The 25228-nt window shown below is 42.0% G+C and carries 28 protein-coding genes and 1 pseudogene; 3 read left to right on the forward strand and 26 right to left on the reverse strand.

The window, feature by feature from the left end; genetic code table 11:
- Positions 1-89 precede the first annotated feature (89 nt).
- Positions 90-1034 carry an HU domain-containing protein gene (locus tag PY092_RS01090; RefSeq protein WP_275614013.1) on the forward strand — a complete coding sequence of 315 codons (945 nt, stop codon included), beginning with the start codon at positions 90-92 and terminating at the stop codon, positions 1032-1034.
- A gap of 57 nt (positions 1035-1091) precedes the next feature.
- A complete protein-coding gene (locus PY092_RS01095) occupies positions 1092-1604 on the forward strand; it encodes an acyl-CoA thioesterase (RefSeq protein WP_275614014.1) in 513 nt (170 codons plus the stop codon).
- A gap of 4 nt (positions 1605-1608) precedes the next feature.
- Here the strand turns inward: PY092_RS01095 and PY092_RS01100 are convergent, their stop codons facing one another.
- From PY092_RS01100 to PY092_RS01220, 26 genes and pseudogenes are all read right to left on the reverse strand, one after another.
- Entirely contained in the window at positions 1609-2445 is an 837-nt protein-coding gene (locus PY092_RS01100) for an aldo/keto reductase (RefSeq protein ID WP_275614015.1), read from the reverse strand.
- 5 nt (positions 2446-2450) lie between these two features.
- Entirely contained in the window at positions 2451-3677 is a 1227-nt protein-coding gene (locus tag PY092_RS01105; RefSeq protein WP_275614016.1) for a murein hydrolase activator EnvC family protein, read from the reverse strand.
- Between the two features lies 1 nt (position 3678).
- Positions 3679-4458, reverse strand: coding sequence for a lipoprotein insertase outer membrane protein LolB1 (gene lolB1, locus PY092_RS01110; protein ID WP_470300341.1), 780 nt, complete (start codon positions 4456-4458; stop codon positions 3679-3681).
- Positions 4458-5375, reverse strand: a complete 918-nt coding sequence (locus PY092_RS01115; protein WP_275614018.1) for a tetratricopeptide repeat protein — start codon at positions 5373-5375, stop codon at positions 4458-4460. The genes lolB1 and PY092_RS01115 overlap by 1 nt, the downstream gene beginning before the upstream one ends.
- A 44-nt stretch (positions 5376-5419) precedes the next feature.
- On the reverse strand, positions 5420-6436 hold the full coding sequence (locus tag PY092_RS01120; protein ID WP_275614019.1) for a sugar phosphate nucleotidyltransferase: 1017 nt from the start codon (positions 6434-6436) through the stop codon (positions 5420-5422).
- A gap of 80 nt (positions 6437-6516) precedes the next feature.
- A complete protein-coding gene (gene dut / locus PY092_RS01125) occupies positions 6517-6951 on the reverse strand; it encodes a dUTP diphosphatase (protein WP_275614020.1) in 435 nt (144 codons plus the stop codon).
- Positions 6941-8404 carry a lipopolysaccharide biosynthesis protein gene (locus PY092_RS01130; protein WP_275614021.1) on the reverse strand — a complete coding sequence of 488 codons (1464 nt, stop codon included), beginning with the start codon at positions 8402-8404 and terminating at the stop codon, positions 6941-6943. Before PY092_RS01130 ends, dut begins: the two co-directional genes overlap by 11 nt.
- A 147-nt stretch (positions 8405-8551) precedes the next feature.
- On the reverse strand, positions 8552-9190 hold the full coding sequence (locus PY092_RS01135) for a hypothetical protein (RefSeq protein ID WP_275614022.1): 639 nt from the start codon (positions 9188-9190) through the stop codon (positions 8552-8554).
- A complete protein-coding gene (locus PY092_RS01140) occupies positions 9123-9476 on the reverse strand; it encodes a hypothetical protein (protein ID WP_275614023.1) in 354 nt (117 codons plus the stop codon). Before PY092_RS01140 ends, PY092_RS01135 begins: the two co-directional genes overlap by 68 nt.
- 1 nt (position 9477) lies before the next feature.
- The gene (locus tag PY092_RS01145) at positions 9478-9636 is read right to left on the reverse strand and encodes a hypothetical protein (protein WP_275614024.1); all 159 of its coding nucleotides are present in this window, start codon (positions 9634-9636) and stop codon (positions 9478-9480) included.
- A gap of 296 nt (positions 9637-9932) precedes the next feature.
- On the reverse strand, positions 9933-10418 hold the full coding sequence (locus PY092_RS01150; RefSeq protein WP_275614025.1) for a hypothetical protein: 486 nt from the start codon (positions 10416-10418) through the stop codon (positions 9933-9935).
- Positions 10419-10477: 59 nt separating this feature from the next.
- Complete coding sequence (locus PY092_RS01155) at positions 10478-11728, reverse strand: hypothetical protein (protein WP_275614026.1); 1251 nt, start codon at positions 11726-11728, stop codon at positions 10478-10480.
- Between the two features lie 343 nt (positions 11729-12071).
- Positions 12072-12932 (reverse strand): ATP synthase F1 subunit gamma, encoded by an 861-nt coding sequence (gene atpG / locus PY092_RS01160; RefSeq protein WP_275614027.1) that lies wholly within the window; start codon positions 12930-12932, stop codon positions 12072-12074.
- 30 nt (positions 12933-12962) lie between these two features.
- Positions 12963-13301, reverse strand: a complete 339-nt coding sequence (locus tag PY092_RS01165; RefSeq protein ID WP_275614028.1) for a four helix bundle protein — start codon at positions 13299-13301, stop codon at positions 12963-12965.
- Between the two features lie 19 nt (positions 13302-13320).
- Positions 13321-14901, reverse strand: a complete 1581-nt coding sequence (atpA, locus tag PY092_RS01170; RefSeq protein WP_275614029.1) for a F0F1 ATP synthase subunit alpha — start codon at positions 14899-14901, stop codon at positions 13321-13323.
- Between the two features lie 2 nt (positions 14902-14903).
- Positions 14904-15443, reverse strand: coding sequence for an ATP synthase F1 subunit delta (gene atpH, locus PY092_RS01175; RefSeq protein WP_275614030.1), 540 nt, complete (start codon positions 15441-15443; stop codon positions 14904-14906).
- A gap of 3 nt (positions 15444-15446) precedes the next feature.
- Complete coding sequence (locus PY092_RS01180; protein ID WP_275614031.1) at positions 15447-15947, reverse strand: F0F1 ATP synthase subunit B; 501 nt, start codon at positions 15945-15947, stop codon at positions 15447-15449.
- Between the two features lie 78 nt (positions 15948-16025).
- Positions 16026-16220 carry an ATP synthase F0 subunit C gene (atpE, locus tag PY092_RS01185; RefSeq protein WP_014032715.1) on the reverse strand — a complete coding sequence of 65 codons (195 nt, stop codon included), beginning with the start codon at positions 16218-16220 and terminating at the stop codon, positions 16026-16028.
- Between the two features lie 35 nt (positions 16221-16255).
- Positions 16256-17425, reverse strand: coding sequence for a F0F1 ATP synthase subunit A (atpB, locus tag PY092_RS01190; RefSeq protein WP_275614032.1), 1170 nt, complete (start codon positions 17423-17425; stop codon positions 16256-16258).
- A gap of 82 nt (positions 17426-17507) precedes the next feature.
- Positions 17508-17897 carry a DUF6168 family protein gene (locus PY092_RS19715; RefSeq protein ID WP_417958134.1) on the reverse strand — a complete coding sequence of 130 codons (390 nt, stop codon included), beginning with the start codon at positions 17895-17897 and terminating at the stop codon, positions 17508-17510.
- Positions 17894-18124: an AtpZ/AtpI family protein gene (locus PY092_RS01195; RefSeq protein WP_275614033.1), complete on the reverse strand. Its 231-nt coding sequence runs from the start codon at positions 18122-18124 to the stop codon at positions 17894-17896. The genes PY092_RS19715 and PY092_RS01195 overlap by 4 nt, the downstream gene beginning before the upstream one ends.
- Positions 18102-18521: a bactofilin family protein gene (locus tag PY092_RS01200; protein WP_275614034.1), complete on the reverse strand. Its 420-nt coding sequence runs from the start codon at positions 18519-18521 to the stop codon at positions 18102-18104. The genes PY092_RS01195 and PY092_RS01200 overlap by 23 nt, the downstream gene beginning before the upstream one ends.
- Positions 18522-18527: 6 nt before the next feature.
- Positions 18528-21073: pseudogene (porW, locus tag PY092_RS01205) on the reverse strand (type IX secretion system periplasmic lipoprotein PorW/SprE).
- 84 nt (positions 21074-21157) lie between these two features.
- Positions 21158-21835: a hypothetical protein gene (locus PY092_RS01210; protein ID WP_275614035.1), complete on the reverse strand. Its 678-nt coding sequence runs from the start codon at positions 21833-21835 to the stop codon at positions 21158-21160.
- 38 nt (positions 21836-21873) lie between these two features.
- Positions 21874-22569, reverse strand: a complete 696-nt coding sequence (locus PY092_RS01215; RefSeq protein WP_275614036.1) for an ABC transporter ATP-binding protein — start codon at positions 22567-22569, stop codon at positions 21874-21876.
- Between the two features lie 21 nt (positions 22570-22590).
- A complete protein-coding gene (locus tag PY092_RS01220) occupies positions 22591-24060 on the reverse strand; it encodes a DUF5687 family protein (protein WP_275614037.1) in 1470 nt (489 codons plus the stop codon).
- Between the two features lie 119 nt (positions 24061-24179).
- Here PY092_RS01220 and PY092_RS01225 point away from each other — a divergent pair, with 119 nt between their 5' ends.
- Positions 24180-25226 (forward strand): ferredoxin--NADP reductase, encoded by a 1047-nt coding sequence (locus PY092_RS01225; protein WP_275614038.1) that lies wholly within the window; start codon positions 24180-24182, stop codon positions 25224-25226.
- The last annotated feature ends 2 nt before the right edge of the window (positions 25227-25228 follow it).

The following is a 25228-nucleotide window of genomic DNA, read 5'->3' on the forward strand; positions in this document are numbered from 1 at the left end:
AGTTGTCCACAAAATACAGATTTTCAAATGTTAATAAAAAGTTATCCAGCATATTTTGTACTGTCCCTTTTTTTACAATATTTGTGGTCATGCGGATAGATTCATACATAGAAAAATTGTTGTTCGATTACAACTGTGTTGTGGTACCTGGTTTTGGCGCTTTTTTGGCCCATGGTAAATCCGCAGAAATTGATTTGGCGACCAACACCCTAGCACCTCCAAGCAAGACCATTTCCTTTAATGCCCAGCTTTCCAAGAATGATGGTTTATTGGTGTCCCATATTTCCAAAGAGAAGAATTTGGGGTATGAGGAGATGCTCCGGGAAGTGGAAAACATGGTCCAAGATTGGAATAACAAGCTGGCCCAAGGGGAAAGCATTGAGCTTTTTGGCATTGGAAAATTGTGGCACAACAGCGAGCAACGTATTCAATTTCAGCCTGAGGAAAAAATCAATTTTCTAACATCTTCCTTTGGACTCTCCACATTTGCCGCCACACCCATACAGCGTGAAGTTATCAAAGTGGAAGTGGAAGAAATGGAAGAGCGCATTCCATTCATCATCACACCGGAGAAAAGGGAACAAACTTCCTTTAGGCCTTGGCTAAAATATGCTGCGGTGATTTTATTGGCGGTTTCTTTGGGCGTGACCTCGTATCGCACCTATGGTGATCTTCAACAAAAGGAAGTGGCCGCACAACAAGATGCACAGGAAGAGGTGTCCCGCTTGATTCAGGAAGCCACCTTTTTTGAAAGTGCTCCATTGGAACTTCCCGCCATCAACATTAAGGTAACCAAAAAACAATTGGGCAAACACCATATTATTGCAGGCGCTTTCCGCGAAGAACTAAACGCTGACAAAAAAGTGAACCAACTTAAACAAAAGGGGTACAATGCTTTTTATTTGGGCGTGAACAAATATGGGCTTCATCAAGTGGCCTATGATAGTTTTGACGACCCCAAGGAGGCACTTGTCTTTTTAAGAAAGGTAAAAGCCGAGGATTCAAGGGATGCCTGGATGCTTTCCGAGAAATAATCCGCTTTCCTTTAAAACCATTACACACTTCAATATCTTTGCGCAAAATTTTAAGGTATGCGCGCTAAAACTCCTAGTGAATCCCGCACGGTTATGACCGATTTGGTCTTGCCAAGTGAAACCAACCCCCTCAACAATCTTTTTGGTGGGGAGCTTCTCGCCCGTATGGATCGAGCCGCCAGTATTTCGGCCCGTAGGCACAGCCGACGTATTACTGTGACCGCTTCGGTGAACCACGTAGCCTTTAACCGAGCTGTTCCGCTGGGTAGTGTCGTGACCGTTGAAGCATCAGTTTCCAGAGCATTTAAAACATCCATGGAGATTTTCATCGATGTTTGGATTGAAGATCGCTTTACCCGTGAGCGCACCAAGGCAAACGAGGCCATTTATACCTTTGTTGCGGTGGATGATACTGGAAAACCTACCGAAGTACCTCCATTGGAGCCTGAATCCGACTTGGAAAAGGAACGCTATGCCGCTGCTCTTCGGAGAAAGCAGCTAAGTTTAGTGCTGGCAGGTAAAATGAAGCCCAGCGACGCTACGGAGCTTAAGGCGCTTTTTACTTCCTAGTTTATTAAAAATCAAAATTATCAGGGTCGGGGCCAAATCGTTTGTTCCTTTCCAATCCATCGAGCAGTTGAACATCCTCTTCGGAAAGTTCAAAATCGAAAAGGTCGGAGTTAGCGATGATGCGTTCTTCTTTGGATGATTTTGGAATGGTGACCACTCCTTTTTGAAGATCCCATCGCAATACGATCTGGGCAATGCTCTTGTTGTATTTGGAGGCCAAATCCCTCATGATATCCAAATCAAAGATATTTCCCTGCATCAATGGGGACCACGCTTCGTATTGAATGCCTTTGGAGTTGCAGAAATCAATCAAACTCTGTTGCACCAAATACGGATGAAATTCCATTTGGTTGACCATCGGCACAATTTCTGCCGAGGTCAATAGTTCTTCCAAATGATGCTGCAAAAAATTGCTCACTCCAATGGCTCGGACCCTTTTTTCCTTGTACAATTTTTCGAGGGCCTTCCAGGTTTCCTTCGAAATTTCGCCTTTTGGCCAATGCACGAGGTACAAGTCCAGGTAATCGGTTCCCAAACGGTCCAAACTGGCATCAAATGCTTTGAGGGTGGAGTCATAACCTTGATCGGTGTTCCAGACCTTGCTCGTTAAAAAAACATCCTTTCGGTCCACATTACTTTCGCGAATCCCTGTACCCACACCTTCCTCATTATCATAAATAGCGGCAGTATCAATGTGGCGATAACCATGGTTTAATGCCGCTTTTACCGCGTTGATCACTTCGCTACCATCTTCTGATTGATACACGCCCAATCCAAAATAGGGCATCTGGACCCCATTGTGCAATTCAAAGGAGCCTTGTAAATCTGTTATTTTCTGCATAGTAATTAGAGTTGATAGATCCAATCTTCAGGGTTCAAGCGATTGGAGTCCTTATAAAGATAGAACTTCAATTTGGTAGTGCCGTCCAACCGATTGGTGTTGATGTCTCCCAACACCTCTTTGGCGACTACTTTATCCCCCTTTTTCACGTACAGATTGGAAAGGTTATAGTACGTGCTTATGTAGTTTCCGTGTTTTATTTGCACTCCTTTGTTCCCTCCTGGAACAGATAGTATGGCGATGACTTCACCTTCAAAGATGGCTCTAGCCTTGCTGCCCGCATCAGTGGTAATGGTAACCCCGTTGTTTCGGTGCTTTATGCCAGGGTACAATTTATCCGCATACACCCCATATCCCTGACTTTTCACTCCTTTTTCCACAGGCCAAATCAATCTTCCTTTGTTGGAAGTGAAATTATCGGCCAACAATCTGGTTTCGGGTGTCATTGCAAATGTAGCGCTGCTGATGGACTTTCCCGAACTTTTGTTGGAACTGGCAATAGCACTCTTGATCATTCTTTCTATCTCACGATCAATTTTACGGGCTTCTTTTTGCTTTTCGGCAATTGCGGCGGTGTATTTTGCCTCGTTCTGCTTTATGCTCGTTAAAAGGCTTCTTTGGGATTCGATTTCCTTGGACAGTTCGGCTTTGGCTTTTTGATTTTCTGCAATCAACTGGTCCTTTTCTTTACGTTGTCGAACCATATCCTGATTCAAGGTCTTGAGTTCTTCCGTTTTTTTGACGATTCCTTCTCCCTGCTTTTTCCGGTGTTTTGCATATTGTTGCATATACTGCAACCTTTTATAAGCCTGATAAAAGTTTTCGGCTGATAGCAAGAACATCAATCGATTACTCTGGGATTTGTTCTGATAGGTTTTTTGAATGAGTTCCGCATAATCCTCTTTCAGGATCTTTAAATCCTCCCGGAGTTTACTAATGTTTCTGATGTTGACATTGATCTGTCTGTTAAGCAAATTGGACTGTTGATTAGTGACCCTAATCAATTCTTGGCGAACATTTATCTTCTTGTCCAAGGCTTCCATTTGATCCAAAACGGAACCTTTTTCTTTGCGTTCAGCAAAAAGCAATCTATTGATTTCCTTGATTTCTTCTTGGAGTCGTTCCCTTTTGGCCTCGAGCACCTTCTGCTCACTTGTTTGGGCATAGGACTCTACTGAAGTGAAAAATATAACTATCAGACAATAAATAAAATATGAAATTTTACCTTTCATATTACTTTAATGTAATTTTATCATATCCCTTGGGCACTTTGTAAGGGAAATTCATGGGTTTGTTCAGTTCCAAGTTACGAAAACTTAAATCTATCGTGGTTAAACCCCCAGCCTCTTCGGCAACGATTTTCACTTCATCTGGCAGTACGTTTCCTGAAATATCCTGATAGGTATATTTTGCCATTAATTGTCTGGCATTTTCAGGCTGGGCTATTTCCTGAGTTGCAATTTTAAAGTTTTTGGGCTCTAGTTGAAATAATATCTTGAACAAATCCCTAGCTTTTTTTGGCTTTAATTGATACGTGCCATTGTATACTTCCGAGTTGAATTTTTCCTTTCTCAAATCCAATACGGCATTCCCCAGAAGAAGGTTCTGTACTTTTTCAAAATCGAGTTCCGTTCCGAGCAAGTCGCTCAAATAACTGAAGTCACCATCGAAATATTCATTTTGAAGCTTGTTGTAGAAGGATACTTTGTTCGGGGTAATATGGACCTTTACCACACCAAGCGGTGCGCTCATCCAGATGACCTTATCCTTTTCCATACGAAGGCTCACATTCACACCTTGCGAATCGTCCCCGTTGGCATAATCGATTTTAACCCGCCCTCTCAAGGTTTTAAACTTGGGCTGATTGGAGTAATGCGCATTGATGATGTTCTTTGCGGACAGTTTTGAATTCACCTCTCCCCCCGTAATGGACTTGGTACTTTTACAAGCCCCAAGGGTAAGGAGGAAAGCTATCAGCATGACAATTCTTTTTATGTTTTTATATAGGCTCATTATAATCCTGAATTGATTTTGTTCAAATATTCGTTCGCTTTTTGGGTGTTCCCGATTTGGGAATACCCTTCGGAAAGCTGTTGGTATATTTTATTCTCTAAATTATCATCATCCAAAAGATAATCAAGCCCGCTTTCCAAAACCTCAATGCCCTTGTTGGGATTTCCCGTATTGATTAAAGCAGTTCCGTAGGCATAATAAAAATAGGGCTGTAAAGGATAGGAATCCAACGCTTCCAGGGAATCGCCCAATAGCTTTTTAAAGTCTGAAGCCGTGATTAACTGCTCCATTTGATCCTTTAGTTGGGCCACAGGGTCGTCCAAATCCACTTCCCTCTCAACAATCGGGGCAATTTCAGGCTGCTTATCCTTTTTAAGGGAGTCGCTTATCTTACGGGTCAAGTCCGATTTCAATTGGGAATTCTCTAAATCATCCAGCACTCTTGAAGCTTCTCCGTACTTTTTCATTTTGAAAAGAGAAACGGCCATGTTCTGTTGTAGCTTTGTGTTCTCGTAAGGTATTCGTTGTTTAATGTTTTCTATGGGGCTTCCTTGCTTGTCCAAAATGGTCAGTAAATTGTCCAAATACCAATAGTCGGTTGGTTCCGATAGCAAGGCTTCAATGGCATAGTCTTGGGCCTGTACATATTTTTTGTCCAACATATAGGCTTTGGCCAGTTCATAGTCCAAAACACTATTATTGGGTTCCAGCTGTTTGCATTTCAGGAACAAATCCACAGCCCTATCATAGTTCTGGATGCCTTTTTGCTTTAATGCTTCAAAGAAATTTTCTTGAAACTCATCGGTATATTCCTCCAGATAGACATCGGCGCTCTGCTGTTCTTCTTGGGCATAGGTGTCGTAATGCATCATAAATGATGCTCCCAAAACCATCCAAACAAGAAGTTTCTTTTTCATATTAACATCCTAAGTCCCCATCAAACTAAAAATCCATTCTAAAGTTATTCCAAAACAGAATAATCTCCAATACTAATGGTCTCAAAATTACCATTGTACACTACATGGTTGCCAATCATGGCATTATCCAAGTTGGCATTGCTGATCTTACTATTGCTCTGGATCAGGCTGTTTTTTACCGTTGAGTTTTCTAAAACGGTGTTCGCACCAACGGATACATAAGGTCCAACCGTTGTGTTTTTGAGTACCACATTCTCCCCAATAAAACAGGGCTCAACAATATTGGCATTTTCCTGCTTTACGGAATCGGCGATCATTTGTTCCCCTTCTTTTTCCAAAAAGCCCAGCATACGCTGATTGGTCTCAACGGTAACATTTTTGTTGCCACAATCCATCCACTCGTCCACTTTACCTGGAACAAATTTCATGCCCTTTTGCATCATGCGTTTGATGCCATCATTGATTTGGTATTCACCACCGTGCTTGATATCGTTATCCAGTACGTGCTGGAGTTCATTTTTGAGTACTCCAACGTCTTTGAAGTAGTAAATGCCGATGACAGCTAAATCTGATACATACTCCTGTGGTTTTTCGACCAACTCAACGATTTCATTTCCCTCGTTCAATTGAACCACTCCATAGGCTTCTGGACACTCCACTTGCTTTACCCAAATAACGCTATCAGCAGATTTGTCCAAATCAAAATCCGCACGGATCAAGGTATCGGCGTAAGCGATTACCGCAGGTCCGCTCAAGGACTCTTTGGCGCTCATAATGGCATGACCTGTTCCAAGCGGTTTATCTTGTCTGTATATGGATCCTTTGGCTCCCAGTTCGTCGGCCAGTTCCAATAGGCTTTCCACAACATCATCTCCAAAAAAGGCGGGGTCGCCCAGAATAAAAGCGACTTCTTCGATAGGTTCTCCCAAGACCTTGGCTATATCGCTTACCAGTCGGTGCACGATTGGCTTGCCCGCAACGGGAATCAATGGTTTTGGAATTGTCAAAGTATGTGGTCTTAGACGGGAGCCTCTTCCCGCCATTGGAACGATTATTTTCATAGGAGTGCCCGCGGAAGCGGGTATCTTTTATTTGTTAGACTTTTATTTCAAAGAGATTCCTGCCTTCTCAGGAATTTATTTTACTTCGTGCCGGTACTTCCAAACCCGCCTTCGCCCCTATCGGTTTCCGAAAGGGTCTCCACCTCTTTCCATTCGGCACGCTCATGCTTGGCGATGACCATTTGGGCAATGCGCTCGCCATTTTCCACGGTAAAATCCTCATTGGACAGATTGACCAAGATCACCCCTACGTTTCCACGGTAATCGGCATCTATGGTGCCAGGCGCGTTCAGTACCGTAATCCCTTTTTTGGCTGCCAATCCGCTCCGTGGTCGCACTTGTGCTTCGTAACCCACGGGAAGTTCCATAAACAATCCTGTGGGGACAATGGCCCTTTCCAAGGGTTTCAATGTTATGGGTGATTCCAAATCCGCCCTTAAATCCATCCCCGCCGAAGCAAGGGTTTCATAATGTGGCAACTTATGGCCTGATTTGTTGATGATCTTAATTTTCACGCTTTATAAATATGCTTCTTAATTTATCTCCTTCCATCTTATACACTAACCCCAAAAATAACAAAAACAGTATGCTGCCAGCTATTAAATTTCTATTAAAAACATAGAACGAAAATATCGAAAACACGAGTGATACGGATAGATAGAACACAATCTTCCGCATATTATAGGGTACAGGGTAGTATTTTTTCCCGAAATGATAGGACAATAGCATCATGCTGCCATAGGCTGCCAAAGTGGCCAGGGCCGATGCCATATATCCAATCTTCGGAATCAAACTTATGTTTATGACCAGTGTGATGATGGCCCCTACTGATGAAATGTATGCTCCGAACTTGGTTCGGTCCGTTACCTTGTACCAGACGGACAGATTGTGGTAGATACCCAAGCAGAAACTGGCCAAAAGTATGATGGGAACCACGTCCAAGGCTTCCCAAAATGCTTGGTCGCGGACCAATAATTTCTTCAAAGGATCGATAAACACCATCACACCCAAGAAGATTAAACTGCCCATAATCACAAAATAATTGGTGACCTGTGCATAGGCTTTTTTGGGGTTCTCTGTGTTCGCATGACTGAAAAAGAACGGTTCTACCCCTAATCGGAAGGCAGTGCCGAACAATGTCATGAATACCGCCAGTTTATAGCAGGCTGAATATTTCCCTATTTCCGCCTTGGCAATGTCTTCGGGCAATAACCTATCCAGAAGGATACGGTCGAACACCTCGTTGACCGTAAATGCAAGTCCAGCTATCATAATGGGCAAGGAATATTTGAGCATTTCCTTCCACAATTGCTTGTCGAACTTGTATTTGGTATCAAAATAGATGCCACTAATCCAAAGAAAAGCCACGCCGCTAGAAATAACATTGGCGATAAAGACATATTCTATCTGAAAGTCATCTTTATAGATTTCCGACCAGAATGGCTGTCCATTTTCAGCCATTTTTGGCAACAGGGTCAAGAAGAAAATGTTCAGCAGCAAATTGATTGCCACACTGGTCACTTTTACAATAGAATACCGAAGGGGTCGCTCCTTTGCCCGGAGCCAAGCAAAGGGAACTATGGCCAGTGCATCCAAAACCAGAATCAAGATGATGTAGATTATCAATGATTCCTTGACATCAATTATCGAAGCAAACGTCTCTTTGAACATCAGTGCCGCCACAAAGAATATCAGGGAAGACAGTAACAATGACAGCAAAGAAGTTGAAATTACATGCTCTTTATTCTCGTGCTTGTTGAAAAAACGGAAAAAGGCCGTTTCCATACCGTAAGCGAGCACCACATTAAAAATGGCAAACCACGAGAAGATCACTGAAATCTCACCGTAGGTTTCAGGATTCATTACGGAGGTGTACAACGGCACCAATAGAAAAGAGAGCACTCTTGGCAATACCGTGGCCAAACCGTAGATAAACGTTTGTTTAAAAAGCCTCTTTAGTGGATTCAATAGGTGTTGCTTCTTTAAAAACCTTGATTAGGTGCCCACAAGTTACGCAAAAGCCATTAGTAGCTAAACCTTCTTGTCCTAAGAAAAACAAAAAGGCCACCGATGTGGTGCCCTTTATATTAGTTTAGCTATTATTTCACCAGCCCATCACATTATTACTTGTTTTAAAGTAACTTCTTGTTTAATTTCATAATCATCATTGTTCCCCAATGAAAAAAGCACTACACCATATTTATAATTAAATCGCCCTGTAGACCTATAATGGTAAATTAAAAACAGGTTTTTTCCAACCATTAGCGGCGAGGAAAATTTATGATAACTTTCCCATTTCGGGGTTTCTGCTATCAGTTTTATTTCCCTGGAAATATTGGATGTATCGTGTAATCCATCTATCTCCGGTAATTTATCAATTGCCTTGGTCAGATCTTCTTTAGAAAGGTAACTCATCAGGTGTTGATTTTCATGCATATCTTTTACCAATGCATCTCTTGCGAGAGAATCCGCTTTTTTGTAGAACAAGGAGAGCTTGGTAGCTTTGATAATGTTAGAATACCTAGAACTATCTTTCCGTTCAAGTTGTCCACTTTTGATTCTAGCCTCAATTATTCTATTTTTCCAATCCGAAACTAAAGTATCACGTGAAATTATATCTGTAATCAATTCGTAATAGGCCAAATCACCGACTACGTTTTGATGTTGTGCTTTACATGATGTCAAACTAATTGCACTCACTGCCAATAGCAAGAATATCGAAATTTGCAATCTCATAATCAATGATATTTTCATAAGTTTCTTTAAGGTTTTGGTCCATTACAGTCCATGCAATGGAATCATCAAGACCAATCCATGCCATTGCTTCTGCCTGAATCATATTTATATTATATCCCTTATTTGAAGAAAAGCTTTCAATATATTCTGCCATTGTTTCAATCAAATTAGACATAATTTCATGTTGAGTGTAAGCTAATTCGTTCGGAGGGAGCGGACCTCCATTACTTTCTGCAACAACCTTTGACCACTGGTCTGCCAAAATAGAAAAATCAACGTTGGGGTCATCAGGCGCAATGTTCATTTTATCCAATTGATAAAACATCAATGGTCAATGCCATTATCTGTACATTCTTATCCGCCGTTTCTTGGATTGGTTCAAGATTGTGTGCCTCTTCCTTTTGGCAGTTCCAGCCCAAGGGGGTCAATAGCATCACGAAGAGCAGGTTCTTCAATCGTTTCATTACTTGTCAAGTTTTAAGAATTAATAAGACCTGGGAGGTCTAAAAAAATCATCGCAACAAATGGTATACAGCCGTTTTGGACGTACCCTTTTATGCTGCACTCAACAAGTAATGGGGATTTGTACTAGGACTAAACTAATGACTTTAATCCAAATCGCATTGGGGCAAAACCTTAAAAAAACTGGGGTTTTTCCAGAATTGTTTGGAAAATAGGGGGGGAATGAGCTGTAAAACTAACAAAAAAGCCACCGATGCGGTGGCCTTTTAATATTAATGAATGGTTATTTTAACTCTATTTATTTGATTGTATCTTTTGTAAATGGAATATCCCCTATCGTCAATTCTGTTCTGTTGCTTTCCCTGATAATGGATAACATCATCTTCAATTCAGGATTATCCCATATAATAAATAAAGGGTCGTCCCCAATGCCACACTTCTTTAAGGTGCTTTTAGTCTCGGTGGACGTTGTTCCATTAACTTGTATAACCTTTCTTTGGGTTTCAATTTCATGCTTAAGCATTAGATCGGCCTTTCCAAATTCAAGTGCCAAAAACCGATAGAATTCTTCATCCACAACACCTTGAAAATCGGTCATTAACTGTTTTATAACTCCCTCCTCATCGGTCTTTACCAAAATATGTTTCAATGGTTTGGTATAAAACTCCTGCTTGGCACCAGTAATCAAATAGGTAATTGAACCTGAATTACCCACCGAATCAAGCACTTTGAATTCGAAAGGAACATTCAATAGGTTCTTACCTATCATGTTTTCGATTTTCATATTTTGGTAAAACGTATTAAAGCAAAATACTATGGTAAAAAGAAATAAATTTTTCATACCTAAGTACTACAATCAGTTTTATCCCAAACCCAATCTTCTGTATAAGGAGCCAAATTGTTGATTGGAAATGGGGCATTCTTGCTAAAATCTCCTCCTATTGCCTTCATAGCTGATTTGATATTCTTTTCCCATTCATAAATTAGCATATTAGGATTTGACAAAAACCAAGCCTTCGTTACAAGATTAGCCTGATGTAACGCTGTTGCCGTAGCATTCGCAGCTTTACCATTTGTCCAGTATTTAGGCATAGTAAAATATGATTTGGTAATATTGAGATGAAATGAATGAGTAAATGGACCATTATCGTCAATACCCGCTGCTACAAAGATATTTTGAATATTCGACACACCAGCCCCCTTTACCAAACTTCCGTCAGCATATTCAAAACTTTGACAACTCGGGATTAATATTACATCTTCCTCCTCATTAATTGGCAGTAGTGTTTCCTCCTCGGGGCAGTCGGCGCTCTTGCCCGTAAGGGAAAAGGCCTTTAAAATGCCATCTTCCCCATAGTTGCCGAACTTACCCTCCCCGATCTCCACAAAGGGCTCAGTATTGTCACCGTTGCCCCCTCCATTGTCTGGCGCATAGGTGTTCCAATAGTCATAGTAACTGCCGGGGTCGTGGTCGGTTCCATTACCTTGGTTATTGCCCTCTTCGTTGTTGCTATTATTCCCTCCGCCACCTTCGTCTTGATCTCCATTGGTATCCAGTTGCAAACAGGGCTCGGGTTCGCTGCCCATTTTACCGTTCTGGTCCATCTGCAGGCCAAAGGCTTCCAAGCTATATACCTCTATGGTTCCCTTGAACGGTTTTTCCTGTCGTGGGCCCATCACATACTCCCGCCAGTAGTCCTTCTCCACCTCGTAGCGTAGCACAAAGGGCTCTTTTTGTATACCATCGTGGGTCCGTTTGGACACCACATTGTAAAATACGTTGTGTGGCGTACCCGGTACATACATCCGCAGGGAGTATGTGGTATTACCCACCGAGTCCGTAACGGCCAGTACGCGGCTACCGTCCAGCACCGCGTCATCGCCATTGTTCTTTGAGGCCCATTCCACTTTAGAGTTCTGCTGTTCTATGGAGCCCGAGAGGCCCGGTAACTCATCAATGGTCAATGCCTTTAGCAGTACATTTTTATCTTCCGCTTCTTGGATAGGTTCAGGGTAGTTGGTCTCTTCTTTTCCACAATTAAGGGCCAATAGGGCCAATAGCACCATGGGCAGTAGGTTCTTCAGACGTTTCATTGCTTGTCAAGTTTTAAAGTTCATAAGATCTGGGAGATCTAAAAAATCATGGCAACACATCGCATACGGCCACTCTGGCCATACACCTTTATGCTGCACTCAACAAGTAATGGGGATTTGTGTTGGGACTAAACTAACAACTTTATTCGACTTTGCATTGGACGAAAACCTTAAAAAAATCGGGGTTTTTCCGTAATTGCTTTATGCAAACGGGAAAATGGGCTGAAAAAGACACAAAACAAAAAGGCCACCGAATTCGGTGGCCTTTAAATATTGACTAGGCTATGTTTTAGTTGTTCAACGCCTCTGTTATTGAATATTTAGCCTCACTCTTTGGCTCGGCTTAATTGTTCAACGCCTCTGCTCCACCAACAATTTCCAGGATTTCGTTGGTAATCGCTGCCTGACGGGCTTTGTTGTAGGTAAGGGTCAGTTCATCTTTCAACTCACCTGCGTTATCAGTTGCTTTGTGCATGGCTGTCATACGGGCTCCGTGCTCGCTCGCAAAGGAATCCCTGATTGCCTTGAATAATTGTGTCTTCAAGGATTTAGGTATCAATTCCTTTACGATTTCCACTTTGGATGGTTCAAATATGTAATCGGCAGCAATGGCTTCATCTTCCTCTGCTCCAACGATGGGCAAGAACTGTTCGGTCATTACAATTTGCGTAGCTGCATTCTTGAACTTGTTGTACACCAACTCGATTTTATCGTAATCGCCCTTGGTAAACAAACGCATCAGTAGTTCGGCAATCTCAGCAACGTTGTCAAAGGTCAAATCATCATACACTTTGCTCTGGTCACCCAAAATGGTGTGCTTTTTTTTGAGAATGTCGTGTCCTTTCTTACCAATGGTGTAGAAGTCAACTTGCTTGCCTGGGTACGTATTGGACACTAAATTGTTGCTCTGCTTAATGATATTGGAATTGAATCCGCCACAAAGACCTCTATTGGAAGTAATGGCAACCACCAATACCTTGTTTACGGGTCTTTTGTCTGCATACTCGCTTCCCCCGTCTCCTTCCAAACTAGCACTAAGCCCTTGCAGGAGCTCGGTCAGCTTATCGGAATACGGACGCATCGCTGTAATAGCATCCTGAGCCTTTTTCAACTTTGCAGCAGAAACCATTTTCATGGCACTGGTAATCTGCATCGTTGATGAGATGGATGATATCCTGTTACGTATTTCCTTTAGATTCGCCATTGTTTTAAATTATGGGTTATGAGTGCTGAGTTATGAGTTTTTGACTATTGCCACAATGATTCTTATTAACTCTTCACACCTATCCATCAAATCCTTGGGGACTTCTCTGCCAGTCGCTTCTAAAATCTCAAGCCAATACTTTGTTTCGTCAGCTTCTTTTAGGGCAATCCCAAATTTATTTTTAAAATCCTTTGTGCTAACCCCTCTTTGTGCTTCCCTAGTGTTTGCGCCAATACTGGTGCCACTTTTCAACAATTGAGAGGCTATCTCAAAATCCTTTTTAATCTTTAATTCATCACAGTAATGAACAATCTTACAAGCAAACTCGAAACTTTTAATTCTTACAGGACTCGTTTCAAGCTTTCCCATAACCCATCACTCTGAACTCTTAACCTTTGTACTTGCTTGAAAGATCCTTGCAAACAGCAGTCAATGTATCGGTAACCTCATCGGTCAATTTACCGGCTTTAAGCGTATCCAAAACATCTCTGTGCTTGGCGTTCAAGAACTCCAAGTAATCTTTTTCAAATTCTTTTACCTTGTCCACAGGAACATCCCTCAACAAGTTCTTGGAACCTGCAAAGATGATGGCCACCTGATCTTCCACGGTAAATGGATCGTTCTGACCTTGTTTCAAGATCTCCACATTTCTACGACCTTTTTCAATAACGTTCAAGGTAGCAGCATCCAAATCGGAACCGAACTTGGCAAAGGCTTCCAATTCACGGAACTGGGCCTGGTCAAGTTTCAAAGTACCTGCTACTTTCTTCATGGACTTGATCTGCGCAGAACCACCCACACGTGATACGGAGATACCTACGTTAATCGCAGGACGAACCCCTTGGTTGAACAAGTCTTGCTCCAAGAATATCTGACCATCGGTAATGGAAATTACGTTGGTCGGGATATATGCGGAAACATCACCTGCCTGTGTTTCGATAATTGGAAGTGCAGTCAAAGAACCACCACCTTTTACCATGGGTTTCAATGATTCAGGAAGATCGTTCATGTTCTTTGCAATCTCATCGTCCCCGATTACTTTGGCAGCACGCTCCAACAATCTGGAGTGAAGATAGAATACATCCCCAGGGTAAGCCTCACGTCCCGGTGGTCTTCTTAAAAGCAAGGAAACCTCACGGTAAGCAACCGCCTGTTTTGACAAGTCATCATAAATGATCAAGGCTGGACGCCCTGTATCCCTAAAGTACTCACCAATAGCTGCACCTGCAAAAGGAGCATATACCTGCATTGGTGCAGGGTCGGAAGCGTTAGCGGCAACAATGGTTGTATAGGCCAATGCACCTCTTTCTTCCAAGGTCTTGGCGATAGCGGCCACCGTTGATGCTTTCTGACCTACGGCAACGTAGATACAGTAAACCGGTTCACCTGCATCGTAAAATTCTTTTTGGTTAAGGATGGTATCGATACAAACGGTGGTCTTACCTGTTTGCTTATCACCGATTACCAACTCCCTTTGTCCACGACCTACTGGAATCATGGCATCAATTGCCTTGATACCTGTTTGCATAGGTTCGTCAACGGGTTGTCTAAAAATTACACCAGGAGCTTTACGTTCCAAAGGCATTTCGTAGGTTTCGCCAGCGATAGGTCCCTTACCGTCGATTGGTTTACCCAAAGTATCCACCACACGACCAACAATTCCTTCACCAACATTGATGGAAGCAATACGCTCGGTTCTTTTAACAGTTGCGCCTTCCACAATCTCTTTGGATGGGCCCAACAATACAACACCCACGTTGTCTTCCTCCAAGTTAAGAACGATACCTTGCATACCACCCTCGAACTCCACCAATTCCCCGTACTGGGCATTGGAAAGTCCATATACACGGGCAATACCATCACCTACTTGCAATACGGTACCTACTTCATCCAAAGAAGCGGATGCTTCGAAACCTGATAACTGTTTTTTCAAAATTGCTGATACCTCAGCGGCTTTTACTCCTGCCATTTTTATAGACTATTTGTAAATTCTCTTTTTAATCCGTTCAATTTGTTTGCGATGCTAGCATCGTATTGGGTGTCTCCCACCCTTAGCACAAACCCTCCGATGATACTTTCATCGATTTTATTTTCAAGGGTAACCTTGTTTCCGGTTGCCTTGGTGACCGTTTCCAAAATTTTCTTCTCCAAATCTGAAGTCAATGGAACGGCAGTTGTTACGTAAGCTACTTCCTCGCCCTTCAATTTTTCGTGAAGAATGATATACTTATAGGCTACTTCCTGCAACATTGCTATTCGCTTGTTGCTGATCATAGTTTGAAGAAGACCTTTGGTAATCTCGTTTGCACCTTTGAAGATTTCCAACAAGGTGTTCTTTTTAACCTCAGCTTTAATAATGGGGCTCTCCAATACATTTTGAAGCTCCACATTTTCAGCTAGGGTCGCAGCAATTTCGCGCATGTCCTTTTCAACGGCATCAGCCGCTTTCTTTTCAACAGCGAAATCCAAAGTTGCTTTGGCGTATCGTATGGCTGCCCTGTTCTGGTTCATGCCTTAGTTTAATTTGATATCACCCAACATATCGTCAACCAACTTAAGTTGCTTGTCTTTATTGGAAAGTTCTTCTTTGATTACCTTCTCTGCAATTTCCACTGAAAGATTGGCCACTTGCGATTTGATGTCGGCAACCGCAGCTTTTTTCTCAGCTTCGATAGTAGCTTGAGCTTGCTTGATTACCTTATCACCTTCAACTTGGGCTTGTTCCTTGGCTTCAGCAATGATGCTTTCTTTGATTTCTCTAGCTTCTTTCAACAAAGCGTCTCTTTCCACTTTGGCTTCTCTCAAAAGCTTCTCGCTATCTGCAGTAACGTTCTGCATTTCCTTTTTAGCAGCCTCGGCAGCTTCAAGGGCATCTTTTATACCTTCTTCCCTTTTTTCAACGGAATTCATTATAGGTTTCCAAGCATATTTGGCCATGATAAAAATCAATACCAACATGATCAATGTTTGCATCACAAACAAGCCTGGAGAAAAATCGTTTAATAATTGTTCCATAACTAAATTAAATTTTAAAAGGCTGCCGATAGATAACCAACCGTTACCATCGGCAGCTTAATGATTTTGCTTTTTGGATTACTTTCCTAAGAAAAGTGCACCAAATGCCAAACCTTCCAATAGTGCAGCAATGATAATCATCGCTGTCTGAATTTTACCGGTTGCTTCTGGTTGACGTGCAATACCTTCCATTGCACTACCACCAATTTTACCTAATCCGATACCAGCACCGATTACAATCAAACCTGCACCTACTAAATTTGGAACTGTCATAAAAGTCAATTTATATAGTTAAAAATAAACTCAATTTAAATAAAATCCGCTCTTACGTCCTCTGCATCAACCTCTTCGTCATGGTCATGTCCATGGTCGTGTTCGGCCACGGCCATACCGATAAACAATGCAGACAACATAGTAAATATATACGCTTGCAAAAATGCAACCAACAACTCTATAAGAGTTATAAACAAAGAGAGAACGAACGACAACAAACCAGAACCAAATACAGTAAGTTCTGATTTCATTGTTATTAGAATTGCGATAAGGCTCATTACCACAATGTGACCCGCAGAGATGTTCGCGAATAAACGAACCAAGAGTGAGAATGGCTTGATTAGAAATGCTCCCGCAAGTTCAATTATCGCCAAAACCGGACGAATCAAAACAGGAACACCTGGCATCCAAAGCATGTGTTGCCAATAATCCTTATTTCCTTTAAATGTATAAATTACCAATGTAAAAATGGCCAAAGCAGCTGTTACAGCAATCTGACCAGTAACATTAAACCCAAACGGAGTTAGTCCCAAAAGGTTCAAAATCCATATAAAAAAGAAAACTGTTAGGAGGTAGCCCGTAAACTGACGGTATTTTTTACCAATATTCGGTTCGGCAATCTCGTCACGAACATAAATTACCAAAGGCTCCAAAATTCTACCAAAACCAGTTGGAATTTGTTTGCTTTTATATTGCCTGGCCAAACCACCAAACCATACAAACATTAGAATACCAATCAAAAGCATTCCAAAAACACTTTTTGTTATGGAAAAATCCAACACTTTGTGTGCGTTTACCGGATGATGCCCTTCATCAAAAGAAATTTCATCTGCGCCTGAATTCAATTCGTAAATTTTACTGTGAAGCTTCACAAAACGAGTACCACCAGCTTCAACAACCTGATGACCTGAATCATCGTGGTGAAATCTTGAGGACATAAAAGTAACCAAGCCTTCACTGGACCATACAATTACGGGAAGAGGAAAGCCAATATGCTTGCGCTCGCCCTCTGAATTGGTATAGGAAAAAATATGGAAATCGTGAGAATCCTTTATATGGTGCAGAATATAACCCTCCACCTCTTCTTGGGTATTTACTGGACCCTCTTCTTTTTCGTCCGAGGAGGAGTTTGCACTAACCCCGATGGAAAACAATAATATAAACAGTGTGGCTGCTAAATCAATCGATCTTTTAAATACCCGCATTGTAACTATAGAATTTATCCGTTCGTCAAATTCCGCGCAAAGGTAGTATTAAAAAGTCAAAAAATAATTTTTTTTCGAGATTTCATTCCATTCTTTTCAAAAGTTTGCTTAAAAAGTACACTTCACAGGCTAATCCCAAAAAAACAGGCACTAAGAAATGACCCTTATTTATCTCGATTTCAGCCAAATCATCAAAAAAATAACTTTGAAACAGGATTACAAAAAGCACAGGTTTCAACACTAATGTGGACAAATAAATAAAGCCCAACTGATTCTTGAACTTCTTCATTTGGAACAAAATTTTGAACACGGCGACAACCAGCAAAACAAAAGACAATAAAAAAATGTAAGGGTTAAATAAAATACAATTTTCAACAAAGGAATTACAGCCAATTATATACGCGTGCAAAAGATAAATTAAAGTAAACGACAGTATAAAAATTGCTGTCTGTAGAAGACCTCTTCCTCTCATTTGTTCAATTGAATAGCTTGCTTTATTAAAATATACATAGCCATGATTACAGCCACAAAAGTAATTAGTTCCTCTGCAAATGAAAACCCGTACTTATTTTCAACCCAAGAACCCAACAAGTTACCTAAATAAATAGTAGCGCCCATTTGAATGGCGGAACCAGACAAACGGGCGGCTGTATTAATTGCTTTGTTATACTTTTTTTTAGGAGGCTTTTGCTGGCTCATCTTTCTTTGTGGACTGCATTTTTGTGGTGGATGCAGCACCTTTGCCCATGGCACAGGACGCATTGAAGGTCGCCCCTGGCTCCACCGACAATTTGGCCACACTAACGGTACCCTCAATGGTTGCGGACGATTTAAGGGAAAGTAGATCCTTTACCATAAGCTCTCCATTGAACCTTCCTTCGATATCTGCATTCACACACTCCACTTTTCCGTTGATGTAGCCATCCTTTCCTATGACAACCTTGCCGGAAGTGGTCACATTTCCCTCCAATTTACCGTCTATCCTAAAGTCGGCTTCGGAGGTAATATCACCCTTTATTTTCGTGTTCTTTTCAATTCTATTGGGCTGTCCGCCAAATTCATTCATAGGCCGGGGTTTTTTGTTGTCAGAAAACATTGTGTTCTAGGGTTTTGGGGTTAAAATTGCGCTTTGTATGATTCTAAGTTCTTGTGGACTTGGATAATTTTGTAATTGTCTGATAAAACTACAAAATTCTCATCTTTAATAAGGTAGTCCCGATTGTTTTTTATAAGCTCGGCAAAGCCAAGGGCAAAGTCTTTCGATGGAAAGCCATGAACCACTACAAACTCATCCTCCAAGTTATAGATGTCCTTGGAAACAATGTTTTTATAGTTCAGTTCATCGATGGCCTCTACCAAACGATCTCTGAGCTTGGTCGCCTTTTCGTCATTTTTGATCTTGAACGGAAACACCACTTTCCAGTTTCCTGCTCCCGTGGAACCCGTTTCCGGAGAGAATTCCTTAGCCTCCAATTTGGGCAATTGCTCTTCCACTATTTGTTCCGCTTTTTTCCCTTCGGGATTGTTGGGATAGGTAAGTGCCACATAGTTCAAGGCTTCCTTAAAAGGTTCAAATCCTTGCAAACGACCAATGGCGTTTGCTTTTAACATCTCAAACTTGGGAACAATGGGGTCGCCCGTAAATTGGCTGATGTATTCTTCCGATTGGGTAATGACCTGCAAAAACTCTTGTTTTTGGTATTGTTTGAACAAGGCCGCATACCTCGCATCCGGGCTATCGGTATTTCCGTCCAACACCGCTTGCGGGTTCAACAAAATTTCCGCGTAGCGGGTATCAGGATGATTGATAATGATATTTTGTTTCATGTCCATAGCCAAAGGACTTCCAGTTTCCTCGTAAATCTTGTACAGATTGTATTTTGATGGGAGAATCAAGCGTTCCTCGGGATTGGAGGAAAGTACACGTTCCAATTTTGCGGCAGCCAACATATTGTCCTTGAACTTCTCCTTGTAAATCAGCCCCAATTGGTAATTGGCAAAGTTGCGTTCGCCCTTCAAACTGTCAATAACGGCAATATCGGTGGGAACCTGCTCCAAATAATAGTCAACTGAATATTTTTGGTCCTCCGTCAACACCTCTTCGTTGCCTACGATTTCCTCTCCGGTAGCTTCAGAAACCAATGTTTTGGATTTGTTGCTCCAGCGCCAATCGTCTTCCAAGGTTCTGGTGCCCCATCGGGTTCTAAAATCGTTTCTTCCGTGGCCTAGACTCGTAATGTTGTAGAAGTAGAACTTACCCTGGTTTTCCTTCCCTCCTTTGCTGCTCGCAAACGTAGCAAAACCAGCATTGGTGCGTTCCTGTTGCTTCTCGGCCTCGGCTTCTTCTTTACGTTTCATCTCGGCGATATAGTCCTCAAAATAGGCGGTACGCTCAGCAACGGGCATTTGGTACAATGTAATTACACTATCGGCATGCTGAACAATGTCCTCATACTTGATAACATCCTCAAGATTATCCAATCGTTTTTTGATATCGCGATGCTTTCTTGTGTTCTCATTCAGGTTGGTCAGCGTGCTATCGTAGTAAGAACCTGCCATTCTGTACTCGTCCTCATCAAAATAATAATCCGCCAAACTCTGATAGTTCAAGGCGAATAATTTGCGTTCGCCTTGGGTAGCCTGAATAGATTTGTTGAAATAGGCCAAAGCCAAACTGTCCTCCTCGTAGGCCATGTGGTATTGGGCCACCTGTCGATAAATCTTGTCCAAGAAGGGCCTGTTCTCCCGGTTCTCTTCCAAATCGGTAAGGTATTCCAACATCTCCTCCTTGTTGCCCTCGGTAAGTTCGGTGTTCTGGATTTTTTTTAGATGCGCATTGATCATGTACACCCTTGGCGATTTGCGGTTGAGTTCAATGACCTTGTTGTAAGCGTAATTGGCACTATCCTGATGCCCCATCTGGTCGTACAGCTGCCCAATAATGAACAGGTATCTTCCTTTTTCATGGTTCTTTTTGGTATAGGCTTGTGATATTTTCAGCTTTTGAATGGCGGTATCGGGTGCATTCAGGTTGATGTAGCATTGGGCCAAAACTGCATTGGCGTCGGCATATTCTTGATCCTTCAGCTTTTCATATTTGAATAGGCGCTTCAGGTTTTTGATGGCCACTTCGGGATTGTCCAACCGCATATTGGTTTTTTCCCTCCAAATAGTGGCTTCGTTCAACTTGTCGCTCTTACTATATTTTCTGAGGATATAATTGAAGGACTCCAAAGCCGGGATATAACGCTGGTCAAAATAGCGGGACTTCCCGAGCAAAAGGAAGGCTTCATCTATCTGTGGGTTATGCTCTTCATCCTTGATGTCCATGCTGTGCTTTTGGATGGCCTTGGTGGCCTTTTCCTCAGCAATAAGAAAGTTGGGGTTGTTGTCCTCAGAGTCGAGTTTTATCTCATCGGTAACCTTGAGACGTTCCACGGGAAGGATTTCCCAATAGTCATCCCTGTAGTTGGCATTGATTTCTTCCAATCCTTGTTGAAAGGCCAAATTGCCGTTGTACAGGGTGTTGAACTCGGTGTTGAGTGCGTGCCAATTTCGGTTGATGAATTTATCCTTTTGGGTGGAACATGCATTGAATGCAAGTCCTCCCAAAACCATGGCGCCTAAAAATGTATGATGAAGCTTCAAAATTATCGATAATCTTGTGTAACCTTAAACTCAAAAATGAGCAGATTATTATAAGGCTTATCGATAAAATGCATTATTCCTTCATCAAGGCTTCAGTTTTAAGAAAATCGTGTCTCCCAATCCCAACCAATACTTTGATCCGATCACTATTCTGGAGATGGTTTCTTTGATGGGGAGCACATTTTTATATCGGTCCACATTGAGCAAGGCAACCAAACTTTTTGATGACCCATCGAGGATTAATTTTGGTTCGCCCTTGAACATATATTCCTTCAGGAACCCAAAACCACCCTGGCCGGTTCCTTCTGCCAAAGTTAACTGTATCTGACCCGTTTCAATTTTGACCACATCGATATAGGCTTGCTTTTTCAAATCAAAATAAACCGTGAATCCTTCGATTTCTTCGTTGATCAAAGAAAATATTGCTTCATCCAATATCTGGGTTTCCTCAGAGGCAATTGGCCGTTTCTTTTTTAATTCCTCCAATTCCCTTTTGTATTGGTTGATTTGAGATTTAAAATAGCCTGAAGAATCTTCTTTGGAATATGAATCAATATTTCTTTTAAGCCGTTGAATTTTTCGGTGATTCGCATTCTGAAGTTCCAAAAGGCAATCCAGTTCATTCTGGACATATCGTAGCTCGTCTTGAGTATGATGAACTGCCATATAATCCTGACCTCTTTTATTTTCATCAATCTCGAGCAACAGGCGCTGCTTTTCCCATTGATAAAAATCGATCAACAAGTCTAAGTCGCTGGACATGGTTAATGGTTGATGTCCTAAAGTTGGCGATTTTCAGATCAACCTGCAAAGAAAGCCTCAAGTTCCTTCATGGTTTCGGCAGAAGTATGGATATCCTTCACTATTTCGCCTTTGTTGAGCACCACGATACGTTCACAGACTTCGGTAACATGAATCAAATCGTGACTGGAAACCAAAACGGTAACTCCTTCTTTTGCCGCCAAATCTTTGATGATTCCCTTTAATCGGATTTGCGTGGTGGGGTCCAAATTGGCAAACGGTTCATCCAAAATCACCACTTCAGGGTTCCCGATAAAACTGGCCACAATGCCCACTTTCTTTTGGTTTCCTTTGGAAAGATCTCTCAAATACTTTTTTTGGCCCAAGATCTCCCCATGGAAAAAATCATCAAAATTGGACAAGAGTGCATCCACATCGGCTTTGTTCCTGCCACGCAGTTCCCCGATAAAGTAGAAGTATTCTTCGGGTGTAAGGTACCCTATCAAAAAGGTCTCATCAATGAAAGCGGAGGTAAACGGTTTCCAATCCTCGCTTTGGTCCACTTGCACATCCTTGTTGATGATATAGCCAGATGAGGGTTGTATCAAATCCAACAACAGACTGAAAAGGGTTGTCTTTCCCGCTCCGTTGTTCCCTACCAGGCCAAAGCTCTGCCCTTTGGGGATTTCCAGATTATCAATGTTCAAAACGGTGTTCTCACCGTAGGTCTTGGTTAAATTATGAACTGTGATCATGTATTTTTCTGTTAATGGAGGTTATTTCTGTTTGTATGCTTGTAATGTCTTGTATTTCTCTTTCTTGTAAATGCCCTCGATCATGGTGAACACCTTGTCCCTGAAAACGAATCCGAGTAGGCCAAAAACAGCCACAAAAATGTATCCAGCCATGGGGCTGATCAAAAAGTGGCCAATGGCATAAATCCCGATGGGCAATACCAGCTTGGGCAAGGTGAGCAAAAGTGTCTTCGCATTAAAGGCCTGTTTATCGCCAAATGCCTTTTTGTTCGATGTAAGGTCTATCGGGGTTTTCACATAAGCTCCACCCCAAAGCACTAAATAACTGTTGATTCCAATATTATAAATGGCGCCCACCAATACAGCGGCATAGGCCTCCCACCCAAAATAGATGTAAAAAGTGGCCAAAATGGTTGAAATAATGGTCGCTATGATCACCAAATACCATTTTGATGAGAGGTACTCCCTATACTTAATGTTTTGACTCATCATCAAAGGGTAATAGCTACTGTCCCAGCTGGGCACGTACTGCCCAAAACTGAAGAGAAACCCTCCCGTGACGAATATCCCTGCAAAGATTTTCCAGAAAGGCCCATCGTAAACCTCAAGTGCGCCCGTAAAAAAGAGGAGTCCGTAAAAAATAAAAAAGGCCCCTGCAATCACGGCAGAACGCGATCTTTTGTTTCGTTTGATGAGTTTGATGTCGTTCTTCAAAAAAGTCCCCAGGTTCCCGAAGCGGTCCAACCATTCCAGGTTCTCGGTTTTGGCCTCGGTCTGTTTTTTGGCCAATCCGCCATCCAAATACATGTGCTTTTTAAAATAGGCAAAAGCGCCATAATACAATCCTACTAATACCACCCAAGGCACAATTGCTGTCCAGGGTATATCATAGAAAAAGTCGAAAATGGGCTGGGTGTACAGGGTAATATCAAACCATTGGTAATATTGTGATGCTCCCGCCACAATAAACAAGACTGCGAATACATAGAAAACCGTGTTCTGGTTGTTTACCATAACATTGATGAAGTTGTTACAGTAGAACAATGCCATCAACGCCAAATGCCACCCGATTACCTGTAATGGTGGATAGCCCTTGGTAAGCAATACAATACTAAAAGGCACAAAGAAAAACGCATGGGCAATATTGAAAAAGGATATTATCGTTTTTCCCAACGAAAAGTTGACCACCTTGGTTTTGCTGATAGGCAAATACAGCAAGGGCTTTATGTTGGTCACGGGCATTTTCTGAAGCATGTACCTGAATACGAGGTCAAAGGCCAGATAATAGATCATGAACTGGTTGACCACACGCAAAGGGTCGCCTATTTCCATTTCCTCGATAATGAAAAAGGCCCCGACGCCCATTCCCAAGAACATAACGATGAAGTACAGTGCCCCTAAGGCCATCAATATCTTAAACCAGATCTCTGTTTTAAAACTGGCGGACCTAAAAAAAGACTTCCATTGGAGTCCAATAAAATGTTTGAGCATGGTTGGCATTTTTTTAGTTGGTGTCTAATTTATTGGATTTGTTACATAAAGAAATGCTTTTTATTAAAATTGATGCTCAAAAGGAGTGTATTGCTTAATTTTGCTGCAAAATTCCATACATGAGTCATTTTCATGCCTTAAAAATAGCCGCGGTGGATCGATTGACCCCAAATGCCGTGGCCCTTACCTTTGACATTCCTGAAGATTTAAAAGAGGATTACAGCTTTAAAGCGGGACAATACATTACCCTAAAGCACAACTTAAACGGCAAGGAGCTTCGTAGGGCCTATTCCATTTCATCTCCACCATCGTCGGGCAAATTAACGGTGGGAATCAAAAAGATGGAAGGCGGAACCTTTTCCGTGTATGCCAACGAGGAACTAAAAGCCGGTGACACCATGGATGTGATGCTTCCCGAAGGTCGGTTTGTTTTTGATGAAACCTCGCCACAAAAAATAGCGGCCTTTGCTGCTGGAAGTGGGATTACCCCTATCATGAGTATTGCCCAAACTGTTTTGGAGAGTAATGCTGACAGTACCTTTGTGTTGGTGTTCGGAAACCAGTCAGTTGAAGAGACCATGTATTTTAAACAAATCCAAGCCCTTAAAGAGCAATATGGAGAGCGTTTGTTCGTGCAGTACATATACAGTAGGTCCCATGAGGAGGATGCCCTTTTTGGAAGAATAGAGCGATCAACCGTGAACTTTGTGCTCAAGAATAAGTTCAAGGGAACCGAGTTTGATGGTTTCTACCTCTGCGGACCAGAAGAGATGATCGAACAGGTGACCGACACCTTGAAGGACAACGGGGTGTCCAAAGAGAAAATCCATTTTGAGCTTTTTACCAGCGATGATACCGAGGATGAACTTGCCGAAGAACTCGAGGGCAAGACCAAAGTTGAAGTGCTCTTGGATGATGAGACCTTCACTTTTGTGATGGACAAAAAGGAACGGGTTCTAGATGCCGTCCTCAAAGAAAATATCGATGCTCCCTATTCGTGTCAAGGAGGTGTTTGCAGCAGCTGTATTGCCCGCCTTACCGAAGGGAAAGTGGAAATGGTAAAAAATCAGATTCTTACTGATGGTGAAATTGAAGAAGGATTTATTCTTACCTGCCAATCACATCCATTGACCCCAGTAATAAAGGTGGATTACGACGATGTGTAATT

It is taken from the genome of Flagellimonas yonaguniensis (genome assembly GCF_029193885.1).
GTDB lineage: Bacteria > Bacteroidota > Bacteroidia > Flavobacteriales > Flavobacteriaceae > Flagellimonas > Flagellimonas yonaguniensis.

Coding starts and splice junctions, on each gene's coding strand:
- PY092_RS01200 (WP_275614034.1), bottom strand. CDS start 18,521: ATGTTTTCTGACAACAAAAAACCCCGGCCTATGAATGAATTTGGCGGA.
- atpE (WP_014032715.1), bottom strand. CDS start 16,220: ATGACAGTTCCAAATTTAGTAGGTGCAGGTTTGATTGTAATCGGTGCT.
- PY092_RS01195 (WP_275614033.1), bottom strand. CDS start 18,124: ATGAGCCAGCAAAAGCCTCCTAAAAAAAAGTATAACAAAGCAATTAAT.
- PY092_RS01180 (WP_275614031.1), bottom strand. CDS start 15,947: ATGGAACAATTATTAAACGATTTTTCTCCAGGCTTGTTTGTGATGCAA.
- PY092_RS01105 (WP_275614016.1), bottom strand. CDS start 3,677: ATGAAAGGTAAAATTTCATATTTTATTTATTGTCTGATAGTTATATTT.
- atpG (WP_275614027.1), bottom strand. CDS start 12,932: ATGGCGAATCTAAAGGAAATACGTAACAGGATATCATCCATCTCATCA.
- PY092_RS01220 (WP_275614037.1), bottom strand. CDS start 24,060: ATGCTCAAACATTTTATTGGACTCCAATGGAAGTCTTTTTTTAGGTCC.
- PY092_RS01155 (WP_275614026.1), bottom strand. CDS start 11,728: ATGAAACGTCTGAAGAACCTACTGCCCATGGTGCTATTGGCCCTATTG.
- atpA (WP_275614029.1), bottom strand. CDS start 14,901: ATGGCAGGAGTAAAAGCCGCTGAGGTATCAGCAATTTTGAAAAAACAG.
- atpB (WP_275614032.1), bottom strand. CDS start 17,425: ATGCGGGTATTTAAAAGATCGATTGATTTAGCAGCCACACTGTTTATA.
- PY092_RS01215 (WP_275614036.1), bottom strand. CDS start 22,569: ATGATCACAGTTCATAATTTAACCAAGACCTACGGTGAGAACACCGTT.
- PY092_RS01090 (WP_275614013.1), top strand. CDS start 90: ATGCGGATAGATTCATACATAGAAAAATTGTTGTTCGATTACAACTGT.
- PY092_RS01135 (WP_275614022.1), bottom strand. CDS start 9,190: ATGAAAATATCATTGATTATGAGATTGCAAATTTCGATATTCTTGCTA.
- PY092_RS01150 (WP_275614025.1), bottom strand. CDS start 10,418: ATGAAAATCGAAAACATGATAGGTAAGAACCTATTGAATGTTCCTTTC.
- lolB1 (WP_470300341.1), bottom strand. CDS start 4,458: ATGAGCCTATATAAAAACATAAAAAGAATTGTCATGCTGATAGCTTTC.
- PY092_RS01100 (WP_275614015.1), bottom strand. CDS start 2,445: ATGCAGAAAATAACAGATTTACAAGGCTCCTTTGAATTGCACAATGGG.
- PY092_RS01145 (WP_275614024.1), bottom strand. CDS start 9,636: ATGAAACGATTGAAGAACCTGCTCTTCGTGATGCTATTGACCCCCTTG.
- PY092_RS01225 (WP_275614038.1), top strand. CDS start 24,180: ATGAGTCATTTTCATGCCTTAAAAATAGCCGCGGTGGATCGATTGACC.
- atpH (WP_275614030.1), bottom strand. CDS start 15,443: ATGAACCAGAACAGGGCAGCCATACGATACGCCAAAGCAACTTTGGAT.
- PY092_RS19715 (WP_417958134.1), bottom strand. CDS start 17,897: ATGAGAGGAAGAGGTCTTCTACAGACAGCAATTTTTATACTGTCGTTT.
- PY092_RS01120 (WP_275614019.1), bottom strand. CDS start 6,436: ATGAAAATAATCGTTCCAATGGCGGGAAGAGGCTCCCGTCTAAGACCA.
- PY092_RS01095 (WP_275614014.1), top strand. CDS start 1,092: ATGCGCGCTAAAACTCCTAGTGAATCCCGCACGGTTATGACCGATTTG.
- PY092_RS01115 (WP_275614018.1), bottom strand. CDS start 5,375: ATGAAAAAGAAACTTCTTGTTTGGATGGTTTTGGGAGCATCATTTATG.
- PY092_RS01165 (WP_275614028.1), bottom strand. CDS start 13,301: ATGGGAAAGCTTGAAACGAGTCCTGTAAGAATTAAAAGTTTCGAGTTT.
- PY092_RS01210 (WP_275614035.1), bottom strand. CDS start 21,835: ATGTCCAGCGACTTAGACTTGTTGATCGATTTTTATCAATGGGAAAAG.
- PY092_RS01140 (WP_275614023.1), bottom strand. CDS start 9,476: ATGAACATTGCGCCTGATGACCCCAACGTTGATTTTTCTATTTTGGCA.